Below are 13,248 nucleotides of genomic sequence, written 5' to 3'. Positions count from 1 at the left end.
TAGGGGAAGAACAAGTTGAAAAAGAAATTTGGGTACATATTCACGTTCGTTGGATTGTTGGCATGGGTTCTGGCTGGGTGTTCGTCTCCGGCTGCTGTACAATCGGCACAGTCCGCACCCAAGACAGAACTAGTCGTATCTGCCGCTGCAAGTCTTCAAGATAGTCTGAATACGCTCAAGGGCCAGTATGAGAAACAGCACCCAGATATCAAACTTACCTTTAACTACGCTTCATCTGGTACATTACAAAAACAAATTGAGCAAGGTGCACCTGTTGACGTATTTATTTCGGCAGGCATGAAGCAAATGAAGGCATTAACCGATGCTTCATTGGTGGAAAAGGATAACGTGCTGCTTCAAAATAAACTGGTTGTGGTTGTTCCGCAAGATAAGGCGAAAAGCACAGATAACAAAAGCATTACGCTCAATGACTTGATGGGTCCTTCTTTCCTGAAAGTGGCTGTTGGGGAGCCTACTACCGTTCCCGCCGGACAGTATTCTAAAGAATCGTTAACGAAGGCTGGACTATGGGACAAGCTGGAACCTAAGATGGTATTCGCCAAGGACGTAAGACAGGTATTAAATTATGTTGAAACAGGCAACGCCGATGCAGGACTCGTCTATCTAACGGATGCCAAATCATCCGATAAAACGGTCATAGCACTGGAAGTGCCCGAGGAATTGCATGCACCCATCCTGTATCCTGAAGGCATTGTAAAAGCAACCAAACACAGCCAGGAAGCAGGCGAGTTTCTTAATTTCCTACGGACAGATGAAGCTATGAGTGTGTTCAGTAAAGATGGATTTTCAGCCCCTACAGAAATGACGGGAAAATAGAATTCGCAGATAAAGGAGGGGGTCCCGTTGGATTGGTCAGCTTTTCTTCCTCCGGTTATCGTATCTGTTAAAGTCGCTGTCGTCGCCAGCATCATCGTCTTTTTATTAGCTACTGTGGTAGCGCGGATGATGGCGAACTGCACGCCGCGGAGGGGAACCAGCGTGATCGAGACCGTCCTAATTCTTCCGCTCGTATTGCCGCCCACTGTTGTCGGCTTTATTTTGCTCATCTTGCTGGGAAGGAAAAGCTGGATTGGCACTGTCTTCGAAAGCCTGTTCCAGCAGACGATTGTATTTACGTGGGGATCTGCAGTGGTGGCGGCCGTAGTTGTTGCTTTTCCACTGGCTTACCGCACCATTAAAGCAGGTTTTGAAGCTGTAGACCCGGAGGTAGAGCAGGCTGCACGTGCGCAAGGTGCCAACGAATGGCAAGTGTTTCGCCACATTACGATGCCCCTTGCCTACCGACCCCTCATTTCAGGATACATTCTCGGATTTGCCCGAGGGTTAGGGGAATTTGGTGCTACGCTGATGCTCGCAGGTAATATTCCTGAACAGACCCAAACCCTGTCTACAGCGATTTACACCGCGTCCGAGGTCGGAAATATGACACTCTCTTGGAGCTGGGTAGCTGTTATCATTTTATTCTCTTTTATCATGTTGATGCTTTCTAATCGATTAGTAAAGGATTAGTCCGTTGGAGTAAGAACGTGCGTAGTTTGCCGATAGGGCAGTAGCGGCAACGTTAGCAGCTTTGATCACCAAGAAACCTTGCGATTACTAAAACGCAGGGTTTCTTGTTTCTTTCGACAGCGATTACGGTGAGCTCCTGGTCTTTGGTATGGCGCATAGGTTGCACTAATGGCCGATGCCAAAGAACAGATTTACTGGAATTAGGGTACAATTTACAAGAAAAACAAAAGGGGATGAGGAAGATGAAGAAATTCGGGCAAATGTTTCTGGTAGGTTTAGCCATGGTTTTCGGGCTTGGTCTGGTGACCGGAAATGTGCAACCTCCCGCTGCTTCCGCGGCTGGTACAGAATATTATGTGGCTACGAGCGGCAGCGACTCCAACGCTGGAACGAGCGACGCGCCGTGGAAGACGCTGCAGCACGCGGCCGACGTGGTTCCTGCGGGCAGCACGGTTTACGTCCGGGGCGGCGTGTACAAGCAGAAAGTAAAGATTACCCGCTCTGGCTCCGCTTCGCAGGGTCCCATTGTGTTCACCAACTATGGGACAGAGACCGCCATTATTGATGGCAGTGGACTTTCGGTCAGCGGGAACGAAGGGCTGATCGAACTGGCCGATGTCAATTACGTTACTGTTCAGGGGTTTGAAATCCGCAATTTTACCACTGCTTCCAAGAACGTGGTGCCTGTAGGTATTTATGTCCACGGTTCGGGCGGCTTCATTAATCTGTCCAACAATAAAATCCATGACATCAAAAACACGGTCACTCCGACCGGCAAAAATCGGCTGGGCCGGGATGCTCACGGTATCGCTGTTTACGGCACGAAAGCTCCGGCTTCGATTCACGATCTTACGATCAGCGGCAATGAGCTGTACAATCTCGTACTGGGCTCCAGCGAATCGCTCGTTTTAAACGGCAACGTGGATGGCTTTGCGGTGACCGACAACCTCATTCACGATAATGACAACATCGGGATTGATTTGATCGGCTTTGAGGGCACCGCGCCGAATACGACTTACGATCAGGCGCGGAACGGGTTGGTGAAGGGCAATCGGGTGTATAATAATTCAGTTCAAAATAACCCATCTTACAAGAGCGATGACAACTCGGCCGGGGGCATTTATGTAGATGGGGGCAAGGACAGTATTATTGAGCAGAACTACAGCTACAACAACGATATCGGCGTCGAAATTGCCTCCGAGCACGCCGGTAAAGCCACCAGCAATATTACGGTCCGCAGCAACGTGATATATAACAACCGACTGACCGGCATTGCCATGGGCGGTTACAATGAGGAGCGTGGCTCCACGGTAAACTGCAAGATCGTGAACAATACACTATACAAGAACGATACATTTGAAGATGGAAGCGGCCAGTTTTTGGTTCAATATGATACGCGAAACAACGTGATCCAAAACAATATTTTCGTGGCCAGCTCCACGGATATGCTGATCTCCAATGGATACACCAAAAATTCCGGCAATGTTGTGGATTATAATTTATATTTTGCTCCGAGCGGCAGCTCGGAAGCGAATTGGATCTGGAAAAATAAGGAGTATACGGGTTTCTCCGCGTACAAATCGGGGACCGGCAACGATACGCATTCTCTATTTGCCGATCCTAAATTCGTGAGTGCCGCGAACAGCGACTTCCATTTGCAGTCTTCGTCACCTGCGATCGATGCCGGGAACACGGACCTTGCCATCATTGGAACACTGGATATCGACGGGAAGCCAAGAGTACAGGGAGTCGCTGTGAACATCGGTGCCTACGAGTAAGCCGTATATTTTATGACAAACAGTGCAACCGAAACGATGTGAGGCCACTGCTTGTACGTTTTTACAATGTTCCTTGCAATTAAAACACCTTCAAAGTGAAACCCCATGTCGTAAGATATGGAGATAACCTTGGAGGTGTTTTTGCGTTGGCAACAAGATTAAGCTATCTTCGGAAAGTAAAAATGAAAGTCATATAAATGAGATTAGAAAGTTGTTCCTGTTCGATAGGCTCCGATTAACATAGTTGTTGCACACCTTTGAACCATACGGATTTGATCGACAAAGTATCAGAGATGTTGGTTGTCGGATCACCGTTTACTAGTATAAGGTCAGCGAGCGAACCTTCGGCAATACAGCCGCGATCGTTAAGCCCAAAGCAACGGGCCGGTTTCGCGGTAGCCGACTGAAGCGCTTCTATGGGAGTAAATCCGGCCTCAACCAGCAATTGCATTTCATGATGAACGCTGGCTCCATGAGCAAGGCCGCCAAGATTGGGAACAGGAACGGGAGCGACATCCGTCCCGACCAGAATATCCACACCGGCACGGTGGAGATCCATCACATTTTTAAAGCTATTCTCCAAATTGCCTTGCGGGAAAGTATGGAAGCTTGATTTCAAAATATCGATCCATTCCGGACTTAATTTGGAATAAACACGTGAATCATTCGCCAATTCTGATGCTGGATTCCCCAGAATGGATGAGTTCAATACTAAGCACGGTATAACAAATGCGCCTGAATCCGCTATGGATTTCACCAACTCAGATGTGTATTCGGGCCTGTCGAGAAATAAGTGACCCAATCCGTCGACTCCAATATCGATGGCAGTTTGCGAAGAATGAGCCGTCAAGACGTGGGCTATGACTATTTTATCGAACTTATGGGCTTCTACCACAGCTGCTTTTAAAATCTCGTCGCTTAAAATAGGCAGTCCAGGGGCACCCAAGACCGTCCCTTCTTCAATCATGATTTTAATAAAGTCGGCGCCACTCTCCACTTGGGTATGCACATGTTTGATCGCTTCTTCCACTGTCGTCACTTGGGGCACTTTTTCGTGATCGTGAGCGTAAGCGGCTAGCATAGCTTCCCGGTCTTTCTTGGGTAACTTCTCCAATTCCTTTAATACGAACTCAGGAATTTCATCCTCATCCTGCAATAATTCATCCGGATGACCACCTGGAGCAGTGATCGCTGTGCCGGCGGAACGGACTTCAGCGGCATCATTCACGTTTTTCAACTGGATTTTGCGCCCTCTTTCTGTAAAACTGCCGTTCATTTCGAGTTCTGTCGTGACGCCGAATTTTAAAGCATCTCTTAACCCTCCGATTGAAGTGTGAACATGCGCATCAATCAAGCCGGGTAATAATGTCCCATTTTCCCCATCGATGATCGTTGCATGCGTCGGAAGGTCTCCGCCTACCGAAATAATAGTTTCCCCCTGGATGATAACATTTCTGGGCTCAATAACTTTTTCTCCATCGAAAATACGTACATTCGTAATCGCTGTAACTTTTTCTACCGTAGAGCTTTGAGTTACATTCTTCATGTCGTTCCTCCTTAGTGTTCATCTTCAAACAATTAGAATTCTAACTGTTAGTTATATAACTGTCAATAAACTGATTTTCATTTGACAAACAGTTTAGAGATTTATATAGTTTATTTACTGACAATTAGACTTCTAATAATTTGAGGAGGTACGATGATGAAAACCCAAAAGGATACGGTTTTTCTGGATTTGTTTCAGGTTATCGGTCTTAAGCTAAAGAAAAGAGCGGACGAGAGCATAAAAGAGTTGGGATTAAATGCTCAACAAGGAAAAATGATTAGATATATCTACGAGAATCAAGAAAATAATTTAATTCAGAAGGATCTTGCCGATCGGTTTCATCTGCGCGGAGCCAGCATTACAAGCATACTTCAAGGTCTTGAGCAAAAAGGATTCATCGAGCGCAAAATCCCGGCCAATAATGAACGGCAAAAAAATATTTATGTTTTACCAAAAGCCATTGAATTGATTGAAGCTTTTAGTGACTCTTTCCAAAAGGTGGAGGACGAAGTTGTTCAGGCCCTGACCGAAGAGGAGAAGCGAATTTTAGAGGGAATGTTAAATAAAATTAATGAACGACTATAATTGCGTAAAATCATGTTCCAAAAATCACTTTCGCTAGTCTCTGTTTTATATGATAGGAATCGGTTATGATGGAAATAGTAATAGGGATTTTAGTAGATTTTAGGAGAGCGGTGCGATATGAGAAGGGAAACGGGTTTTAACGAAATTATTCGAAAAGTACGTAAAGAGCTATTTGGGAAAGGCCCGGAGCGCATACATACAACCTTTGTAGATAATATGGCCATCACGATGCTATATGGAAATTTAACCCCATCCGAAAAGTTTCTGGCACAAGAAGAATCCGGGAAAGAGATGGTGCATGCAGCCCGAACCAAAATGGTTCAAAAAATATATCCCACACACTTCAATAAAGAACTGGAGGATTACATGGATTCTCGGCTGCTGCACCTCTTTTCAGATATTAAAGTGGAGGAAGATATAGCCATATCCGTTTTTGTATTTGAAGATAATATTACTGCAAAATAAAAAAGAAAGCGGAACCGACATCGAATCCATATTGTTGGAGAGTTCGGCTTCACCCTCGATTTAATTAACGATGTCATAACCCAAGCGACCAACAGAAAAAAGACGGCAAGAAGCTGATTAAACCTTTGCTGTTCTCGGTCCTCCTGCACATACGAGGAGGGACTTTTCTTCAAGAAAAGCTTGGCTATCCGCACCCCATATCCCCTGTACTGCGTACGTAAATCACGGATCATGAAAGGAACCTACATAGTTTATGAAAAAAAATGATTTTGGAAATAGGATGAAGGAATATGAAAATGCCTATAGATTAAGCCTACCACGCCGTTTACCAGTAATCATCAGAATTGATGGTGCGCATTTTCATACCTTTACGCGTGGGATGACGAAACCTTTTGATGAGAAACTAATTTTTGCATTATGGGAGACGTGTAAATATTTGGCCTATAACATTATGGGATGTAAATTGGTGTATCATCAGAGCGATGAAATCTCACTGCTTCTTACGAATGATGACAAATTAACGACGCAATCCTGGTTTGAAAATAATCTTCAAAAGATGGTGTCCATATCTGCCTCTCTGGCTACAGCCAAATTTAATGAGGAAATCCAAAAGGTTTACCCAGGTCAGACTTTAGCCACTTTTGATGCGAGAGCTTGGGTTTTGCCTCAGGATGAGGTTACAAACTACTTCCTATGGAGACAACAAGATGCTACTAAAAACAGCATTTCTATGGTTGCTCAAGCCCATTTCAGGCATTCAGATCTAGAAGGATTGAACGGAAATCAGCTCCAAGACAAGCTTTTTGTGGAAAAAGGGCTAAACTGGAACGACCTTCCGGTCTGGCAAAAGCGGGGAATTTGCATTACCAAACAACAATACAACAAAGGCGAAGCCGTTAGAAGCAAGTGGGATGTTGATCATGAGACACCGATTTTTTCGCAGAATAGAGATTATATTAACCAATATGTATACTTGGACAAGGATGTGTAGATTTGGAGTGTGTTATTTTTATAGGAATTCAGGCTTCGGGCAAGTCGACTTTTTATAAAGAACAATTCTTCAAAACACATATGCGAATAAATCTGGATATGCTTAAAACACGAAATAGAGAAAATATTTACCTTCAGGCCTCCATCGAAGCAATGCAGCGCTTTGTTGTAGATAATACAAATGCCACTGTTATCGAACGGAAGAAATATATAGATGCTTGTAAAAATAAGGCGTTTAAAATTATTGGCTACTATTTTGAGCCCGATTTTGTAGAATCTATTAAACGTAATGAGCAACGTACAGGCAAAGAGTATATTCCTGAAATCGGTATTAAAAGTGTTATGCGTAAACTAGAGGTTCCGAGCTACGAAGAAGGATTTGATGAACTCTATAGCGTGATTTCCATGGAAGGAACGTTTCAGATTAGAAGGCTACCGGAAAACTATACAATATAGGGGGACTACCATGAACATACCTGAGAGATTCATCAAACGTTTTCCAGCATACGAGGACGTATTTGCCAGCGATCTTGAACATCATCGCAAGCATTTTCTGCCGATTTGCTCGATTAATCTTCAGTTCTTATTTCCAGAGCAGGACGAGTGGTTGCATTTTGTTTCCGTAAAAGAAATCTACGAAGGCTGTGTGGGTGAAAATACTCAGGACTTTCATACCTCATATACCAAGGAAGATATGCTGGGATTCGATGTAGTTGACGGCAAATACAAGTTCGAAGCAGACTGGAATTATTTTAGTCTTCATCAGAAGGAGCAATTGGAAGCTACCTATGAAGCGCTGAAATCAACCGGGGATAAAGCGTACCTACGTATGAAGAGAGAAGTCATGGCGTTGGGCGGACTGGAACAGGTGTATATGAATAATGAACAAGACTACCAAGCTCGCAAAGCGTTTTTCCTGGAAAATAATAAAATTTATCCATATTCCTCCTTTGGAGAGGCTAAAAAGTCTGTTGAAGAACTCACCCGTGATTTTGAGGAAAAGCAATCCAGTGGTTGGGGGCTGAGTTACCCTGAAGTTAACGGAATTTTAGATGATATCGCTTTTCAGTCTGACAAGGCTCAAAGTTACATCAAGGAATATCATGAATCTCTGGAAGAGATGCTCCAGTTCGAGCAAACCAATCTGCTTCATGTGCCTAAGCGTCCCAATGGTGAGACTTTTACCTATATCGGTTCCATTACCGGGTATTATTTTCAAGCGTGTGGGGCGGATACCGTCTATTTATTTTACGACCAAGAATTAAGTAAAGCGGTAATTTGCTTCGAATATTCATAAGTGTGGATTTTGCAAAATCCTGAAGTGAAAAAACTCCCATAATGGGAGTTTTTTTGTTTATTTCTTATTCAAAGTCACATCATGCTCTTTAGCAAGTGTGTTAACCTGTTCGCCAAAATCTCTGAATAGCTTTCTACCTTCGCTTAGCTTGGTGTTACTTTCATTAATTAAGTTCAGATCCCCTTTTTCCAACGCATCGAGCATCGTAATGAATGCTTCCTTTTGAGTGCTAACCGCCTTGACGTAGGTTTCGTGGACAGCTCGCACCTCAGGGGTTTCCGTCTTTACTGCTTCAACTTTATCAAGGTATTTGGTGTATTGTGGGATAATTTCGTCTCGTAACGTATTATATAGTGTTTCATCATCTGTGAAGTTATCACCGGTCACGGATCCATATTTTTCAGTTACTGTTTTTTCATCTTGTGCTAACGGAAGCATTCCATCATTCACATAGGTAATTAAATCTTTTTTAACCGGATCGGTAGAGCAGGCTGCCAAAATGGAGAAGCAACATAATACTAACATAAACACGCTAAGTTTTTTCATCATTAAGTTAATTAACCTAAACCCTATTCATACGGATTACAAATAAGAATATTTTAAGAATTATATTCCATTGAAACCAGAATTCCTTTATGACAGAAAAGGACATCCTAGAATTTCCCTGCATATATTTAGGAATAGCTGTATTTCTTTAATCATTTGAGAGGAGATTTCAGTATGATAAGGTTTAAAAAGGTGGTTTCAGTTACACTAAGCTCAATGCTCCTGCTATCATTCGGGATGACGGCGAACGCGAGTGCAAGCCCAGAGGTGAAGACGGATCAAGCGATTCAAATAGTTTCCAATGTGCAGCTAACAACTGATAAGGGAAGTGTCATTGAACAATTAACACGCGCGGACAAGCCTGCCAGTATCACAAATTCGGTGTACACCATTACAGAAAATATTAACTTGGCGACACCACAGAAATCTGTATTGAAAAAGAAAGTTACCCCTTCGCTCAAAGCCAGCACAAAATCAGTATCAGCTAAAGCTGCAGCGACCGTAGCGACAGCGTCTACTGCTACATATTCCGGCACGATTACAGAAGAGGGAGGCACACAGTTTTTATATCCGATTTATTTGCAACCGGGTGAATTGTTACAGGCTCAGTTGGATGGTCCGTCTTCAGCCCAGCTAGACTATGACTTATACCTGTATGAGTTTGATATGGCGACAGGTGATATTAATTCCAATCCTATAGATGTTTCCAACTACGGGACTTATGTTAACAATTATGAGCAAGGAGCTGCTTCTCTTCCAGAAAACGTAGGAACTCGCAACTCAATCGGAGCCGAGAAGGCATACGCGCTTGCAGTTCATGCCAAGAAGGGGTCTAGCATTAATGATCTTTTTTATTTAACTGTAGCAGTAAGCTCCAACTATGATGCCTATGAGCCGGATGACAGTGCCTTTCATGCTTATGATTTTACGGTTAACGACAAAGGCTCCTCGATTAACTTCCGTACCATTCATTCCGCTATAGATAACGATTGGTATCTAGTTACAGTACTAGCCAGCCGTAATTATGATGCATTAAATGTGAAGCTGGACAGCACTTCGGAAAGCTATGGGTACAAAGCGGAAGTATATGCAGCTCTTGCTGGCAACCAAATGGTGCTTCTACCGCAAACCAATCATAATGTTACCTTAAGCACAGGGACCTACTATGTACGAGTGTACTGCACAAGTCAGTATTCAGCCGACCATTTGTATACACTAGCGATTAAACCGGTGCTTCGAGCTGGCAAAATTGAAATTACCGGCTATAACTCCAATGGCTATTATGATTATCCGACGTATTCTTACGGTCGTCATTATCGTATTAACGGAGGCAGCAGTCTGATCGTGAACGGTGTTGTGAAAACAACAGATGGTCAAATGGTTCCCAATGCTCCTGTCACGGTCGTTTGGCTGGATAAGAACTGGAGCGAGAGTAGCGGTAACCGTACGAGAACGGCTTCTACGTACACCGATGATAGCGGTAAATTCAGTGTGACCCTTTCTCTTCCGCAATCGACAGGAAAAAATGTAGAATATATAAGTGAAATTGGTTCCACACACTATTTTGATCTTACAGGAGTAGCGGCTCAGGTCGATGGAACTTCGATTAGTGCGACGGACATTATTTATCTATTTGCTTACAGCTTGAGAAACTAAGAAATGCTTTAATGTCATTTTGATCATGAGAGAGTCGCTTTTTCTGAAGGGTTAGCCGAGGCTTTCCATTTCTGAAAGAGCGACTTTTCATGTTTATTTATCAAGGATAAGAAAATAGTCTTGTTTTCATAGATTACAAATAGAAAATGTTTTGCATAATATATTCCAATAGAACCAAAGATGATTTATGATAGAGCCATGCAGCCTAGAAATCACCCTGGTTTATCCGGGGATAGCGGGAATTCCTTAAACCATTTGAGAGGGGATTTCAGTATGAAAAGGTTCAAAAAGGCTATTGCAATGATGTTAAGCATGATGCTTCTGTTTGCTTTCGGAATGACTGCGAACGCGAGTGAAAGTAAGGAGGCTGCATCGGATCAAGCGATTAAGTCAGAACCCAAGATTCAGATAACAACTGAAAATGGAGACTTAATTAAGCGTTTAACGCGGGCAGACAAGCCAGACAGCGTTACGTCTTCGGTTTATGTCATGCAAGAAAATCTCAACTTCAAGACATCAGAGACAACCTCATTGAAAAGGGAATCCATGTCTTCGCTGAAAGAAAGCCCAATGGTTGCTTCAGCCACAGCTTCTTCTGCTACGTATTCCGGTACGATTACGCAAGAGGGAGGTACACAATTTTTATATCCAATCTATTTGCAGCCTGGTGAATTGTTGCAGGCCCAGTTGGATGGTCCATTTTCAGCCCAGCTTGACTATGATTTATACTTATATGAGTTTGATATGACGACAGGGGACATTAATCCTAATGCCATTGACGCATCCACCTATGGTACTTATTTTAACAATTATGAACAGGGGGCTGCCTCACTTCCTGAAAACGTAGGAACCCGCAACGCTTCTGGAAATGAAAAGGCATATGCGATTGCTGTCCATGCCAAAAAAGGTTCCAGTATCAATGATCCTTTCTATCTAACGGTCGATACAAGTTCCAGCTACGATGCATATGAACCAGATGAGAGTGCTTTCCATGCCTACAACTTTACCTTTAGTACGGGCGGTTCATCGCTTAATTCACGCTCCATTCATTCAGGCATTGATAATGACTGGTACCAAGTTACGATCCCAGCCAGCCGCAATTATGACGCTTTGAACGTCAAGCTTGACAGTGTTTCGGACGGTTATGGCTACAAAGCGGAAGTCTACGGAGTCCTTACCGGAAACCAAATGGTGCTTTTGCCGCAAACGAACCATAATGTTAGCTTAAATACAGGAACCTACTATGTGCGAGTGTACACAACCAATCAGTATTCACCCAATCATTTGTACACACTTACACTGAAGCCGGTGCTTCGGGCTGGCAAAATTGAAATTACCGGCTATGATTCTGCTAATGGCCCTAATGATTATCCGAACTACTCATATGGTCGTCATTATCGGGTTAATCAACGCAGTAACCTTACCGTGAATGGTGTAGTTAAGACAACTGATGGTTATCCAGTGGCAAATGCACCTGTTGATGTGACATGGTTGAATCAGAACTGGACTGAAGGCAGCGGGAATCGTACTCGTACAGGCACAGCTTATACGGACCAGAATGGAGCCTTTAGTGTGACTCTTTCCCTGCCATCTTCCACTGGAAGTATAGCGGAATACCTGTCTGGAGCCATCAGTTTTACACACTACTATGATCTATCAGGGGTAGCCGCTCAGGTGTCAGGTACTTCGATTATAGATACGGATATTGTATATCACTTTGCCTATAGTATTTATGGCGGTTGATAGATAGGTTATTAAGCTAACCCTAAGGTAACTTGTTGCTTGAGTATTTTATATTTGAATCAAAAGTAGTTTGCTTCAATATTTGTTCATTTTTGGGACAAAGCATATATTCATTCCATATATGCTTTGTCCGATATATATAGAAACAGGGTCACATTACACTATACATACGCCTTAGATTGCCTGTTACAAACATGACAGGAGGAAATAGGATGAATTTTGGGCCTCTTAGAGCACAGCAAGCGATTCTTAATGCGAGTAGCTTACGGATCAATCCGACAAGTAAGCAAGTTCCATCATCCCAGCTTCATGAAGAAAAGGTCTCGGGATTCGTAATTCAAGACTCCGTGGAGATCAGTGAAGCCGGCAGACAGTTGGCCGAAGGAGCTATTGTATCACAGGCTGCCAAGTATTTCGGTACAACCCAAATCAATGATTCATTAAACCGGGTTTTGGAAGGTCAGTCAGAAGAAGTGTCTAATGCAGTGTACAGTATGATTGAATCTAATTTTATCGTCGACGGAACAGTAACCGATGAGAGTCAGCGAGCTGTGCTGCTGGAGATGGGAGTTACCCAATCCAAGTATATTGCCGATCATTACATGGAAGGCGACAAGGCCAAAGAATTTCTGGAAACCATGAACCAGATCGCTGGTATTGCTTTAACACGATCCACTGATCCAGAGACCGGAGATATTAGCTACACGACTCCAATGGATCGTCCGTCAGGTGCTCCTGAGGATTATGTCAAGCTGTCGGATGTGATGAAGCAGGTCGATCCTCAAAAATATACGGCGTACATGAATGATATTAAAGGTGGAGGAAATGGGTTGAGCCAACTGTTAAATTTTGCGCAAAAGGTTCCTCAACATCCTGATTGGATTGAGAAATACAAGGAACGTATGGGACAGAATACAGAGTTGCTAAATAACACACCGTTAAACAATCGCTTTGACAAAGCGGATACGACATCAGCTTCTGCTTTTATGAACAGCATGCAAAATCTTCTTAAGGAATCTTCCGCTACTCAGGATTCTTACATGCAGAATATGCGAGGATTTTTTCGGAGCTTAGGCGTTCAAGTTCATTAACACCCTTAAATAATTTGTCAG

The 13,248-nt window shown here is 43.4% G+C and carries 13 protein-coding genes; 11 read left to right on the top strand and 2 right to left on the bottom strand.

Annotated features, from left to right (window positions below):
- Positions 1-15: 15 nt before the first annotated feature.
- The 3 genes from modA to NSS94_RS16680 all read left to right on the top strand — a co-directional run bounded on the left by modA (position 16) and on the right by NSS94_RS16680 (position 3,308).
- Positions 16-837 carry a molybdate ABC transporter substrate-binding protein gene (gene modA / locus NSS94_RS16690; RefSeq protein ID WP_029515413.1) on the top strand — a complete coding sequence of 274 codons (822 nt, stop codon included), beginning with the start codon at positions 16-18 and terminating at the stop codon, positions 835-837.
- 27 nt (positions 838-864) lie between these two features.
- Positions 865-1,530 carry a molybdate ABC transporter permease subunit gene (gene modB / locus NSS94_RS16685; RefSeq protein ID WP_029515412.1) on the top strand — a complete coding sequence of 222 codons (666 nt, stop codon included), beginning with the start codon at positions 865-867 and terminating at the stop codon, positions 1,528-1,530.
- Between the two features lie 242 nt (positions 1,531-1,772).
- Positions 1,773-3,308 (top strand): choice-of-anchor Q domain-containing protein, encoded by a 1,536-nt coding sequence (locus tag NSS94_RS16680; RefSeq protein WP_209950171.1) that lies wholly within the window; start codon positions 1,773-1,775, stop codon positions 3,306-3,308.
- Positions 3,309-3,543: 235 nt separating this feature from the next.
- Here the strand turns inward: NSS94_RS16680 and NSS94_RS16675 are convergent, their stop codons facing one another.
- Positions 3,544-4,854 (bottom strand): amidohydrolase family protein, encoded by a 1,311-nt coding sequence (locus tag NSS94_RS16675; protein ID WP_209950172.1) that lies wholly within the window; start codon positions 4,852-4,854, stop codon positions 3,544-3,546.
- A 156-nt stretch (positions 4,855-5,010) separates the two neighbouring features.
- Here NSS94_RS16675 and NSS94_RS16670 point away from each other — a divergent pair, with 156 nt between their 5' ends.
- The 5 genes from NSS94_RS16670 to NSS94_RS16645 all read left to right on the top strand — a co-directional run bounded on the left by NSS94_RS16670 (position 5,011) and on the right by NSS94_RS16645 (position 8,191).
- On the top strand, positions 5,011-5,439 hold the full coding sequence (locus tag NSS94_RS16670; protein ID WP_318627369.1) for a MarR family winged helix-turn-helix transcriptional regulator: 429 nt from the start codon (positions 5,011-5,013) through the stop codon (positions 5,437-5,439).
- Positions 5,440-5,556: 117 nt separating this feature from the next.
- On the top strand, positions 5,557-5,904 hold the full coding sequence (locus NSS94_RS16665) for a DUF2294 domain-containing protein (protein WP_013311231.1): 348 nt from the start codon (positions 5,557-5,559) through the stop codon (positions 5,902-5,904).
- A 253-nt stretch (positions 5,905-6,157) separates the two neighbouring features.
- Positions 6,158-6,895, top strand: coding sequence for a tRNA(His) guanylyltransferase Thg1 family protein (locus tag NSS94_RS16655; RefSeq protein WP_341039679.1), 738 nt, complete (start codon positions 6,158-6,160; stop codon positions 6,893-6,895).
- Between the two features lie 2 nt (positions 6,896-6,897).
- A complete protein-coding gene (locus tag NSS94_RS16650; protein ID WP_069010428.1) occupies positions 6,898-7,350 on the top strand; it encodes an AAA family ATPase in 453 nt (150 codons plus the stop codon).
- A 10-nt stretch (positions 7,351-7,360) separates the two neighbouring features.
- The gene (locus tag NSS94_RS16645) at positions 7,361-8,191 is read left to right on the top strand and encodes a siderophore biosynthesis protein (protein WP_069010429.1); all 831 of its coding nucleotides are present in this window, start codon (positions 7,361-7,363) and stop codon (positions 8,189-8,191) included.
- Positions 8,192-8,248: 57 nt separating this feature from the next.
- Here the strand turns inward: NSS94_RS16645 and NSS94_RS16640 are convergent, their stop codons facing one another.
- Positions 8,249-8,740 carry a hypothetical protein gene (locus tag NSS94_RS16640; protein ID WP_245249047.1) on the bottom strand — a complete coding sequence of 164 codons (492 nt, stop codon included), beginning with the start codon at positions 8,738-8,740 and terminating at the stop codon, positions 8,249-8,251.
- Between the two features lie 171 nt (positions 8,741-8,911).
- Here NSS94_RS16640 and NSS94_RS16635 point away from each other — a divergent pair, with 171 nt between their 5' ends.
- The 3 genes from NSS94_RS16635 to NSS94_RS16625 all read left to right on the top strand — a co-directional run bounded on the left by NSS94_RS16635 (position 8,912) and on the right by NSS94_RS16625 (position 13,227).
- The gene (locus NSS94_RS16635) at positions 8,912-10,393 is read left to right on the top strand and encodes an Ig-like domain-containing protein (protein WP_341039678.1); all 1,482 of its coding nucleotides are present in this window, start codon (positions 8,912-8,914) and stop codon (positions 10,391-10,393) included.
- A gap of 273 nt (positions 10,394-10,666) precedes the next feature.
- A complete protein-coding gene (locus NSS94_RS16630) occupies positions 10,667-12,136 on the top strand; it encodes a hypothetical protein (protein ID WP_341039677.1) in 1,470 nt (489 codons plus the stop codon).
- A gap of 212 nt (positions 12,137-12,348) precedes the next feature.
- Complete coding sequence (locus NSS94_RS16625) at positions 12,349-13,227, top strand: hypothetical protein (protein ID WP_340956205.1); 879 nt, start codon at positions 12,349-12,351, stop codon at positions 13,225-13,227.
- The last annotated feature ends 21 nt before the right edge of the window (positions 13,228-13,248 follow it).

The sequence above is a fragment of the Paenibacillus sp. FSL L8-0644 genome (assembly GCF_038008165.1).
GTDB classification, from domain to species: Bacteria; Bacillota; Bacilli; order Paenibacillales; family Paenibacillaceae; genus Paenibacillus; species Paenibacillus polymyxa_D.
Note: the sequence above shows the minus strand (reverse complement) of the source record. Positions and strands in the feature narration are given on the sequence as shown.

Excerpts from the sequence above, each read along its gene's own strand:
- NSS94_RS16665 (WP_013311231.1), top strand. The coding sequence starts at position 5,557 with ATGAGAAGGGAAACGGGTTTTAACGAAATTATTCGAAAAGTACGTAAA.
- NSS94_RS16675 (WP_209950172.1), bottom strand. The coding sequence starts at position 4,854 with ATGAAGAATGTAACTCAAAGCTCTACGGTAGAAAAAGTTACAGCGATT.
- NSS94_RS16630 (WP_341039677.1), top strand. The coding sequence starts at position 10,667 with ATGAAAAGGTTCAAAAAGGCTATTGCAATGATGTTAAGCATGATGCTT.
- NSS94_RS16635 (WP_341039678.1), top strand. The coding sequence starts at position 8,912 with ATGATAAGGTTTAAAAAGGTGGTTTCAGTTACACTAAGCTCAATGCTC.
- NSS94_RS16655 (WP_341039679.1), top strand. The coding sequence starts at position 6,158 with ATGAAAAAAAATGATTTTGGAAATAGGATGAAGGAATATGAAAATGCC.
- NSS94_RS16670 (WP_318627369.1), top strand. The coding sequence starts at position 5,011 with ATGAAAACCCAAAAGGATACGGTTTTTCTGGATTTGTTTCAGGTTATC.
- NSS94_RS16625 (WP_340956205.1), top strand. The coding sequence starts at position 12,349 with ATGAATTTTGGGCCTCTTAGAGCACAGCAAGCGATTCTTAATGCGAGT.
- NSS94_RS16680 (WP_209950171.1), top strand. The coding sequence starts at position 1,773 with ATGAAGAAATTCGGGCAAATGTTTCTGGTAGGTTTAGCCATGGTTTTC.
- NSS94_RS16640 (WP_245249047.1), bottom strand. The coding sequence starts at position 8,740 with ATGATGAAAAAACTTAGCGTGTTTATGTTAGTATTATGTTGCTTCTCC.
- NSS94_RS16645 (WP_069010429.1), top strand. The coding sequence starts at position 7,361 with ATGAACATACCTGAGAGATTCATCAAACGTTTTCCAGCATACGAGGAC.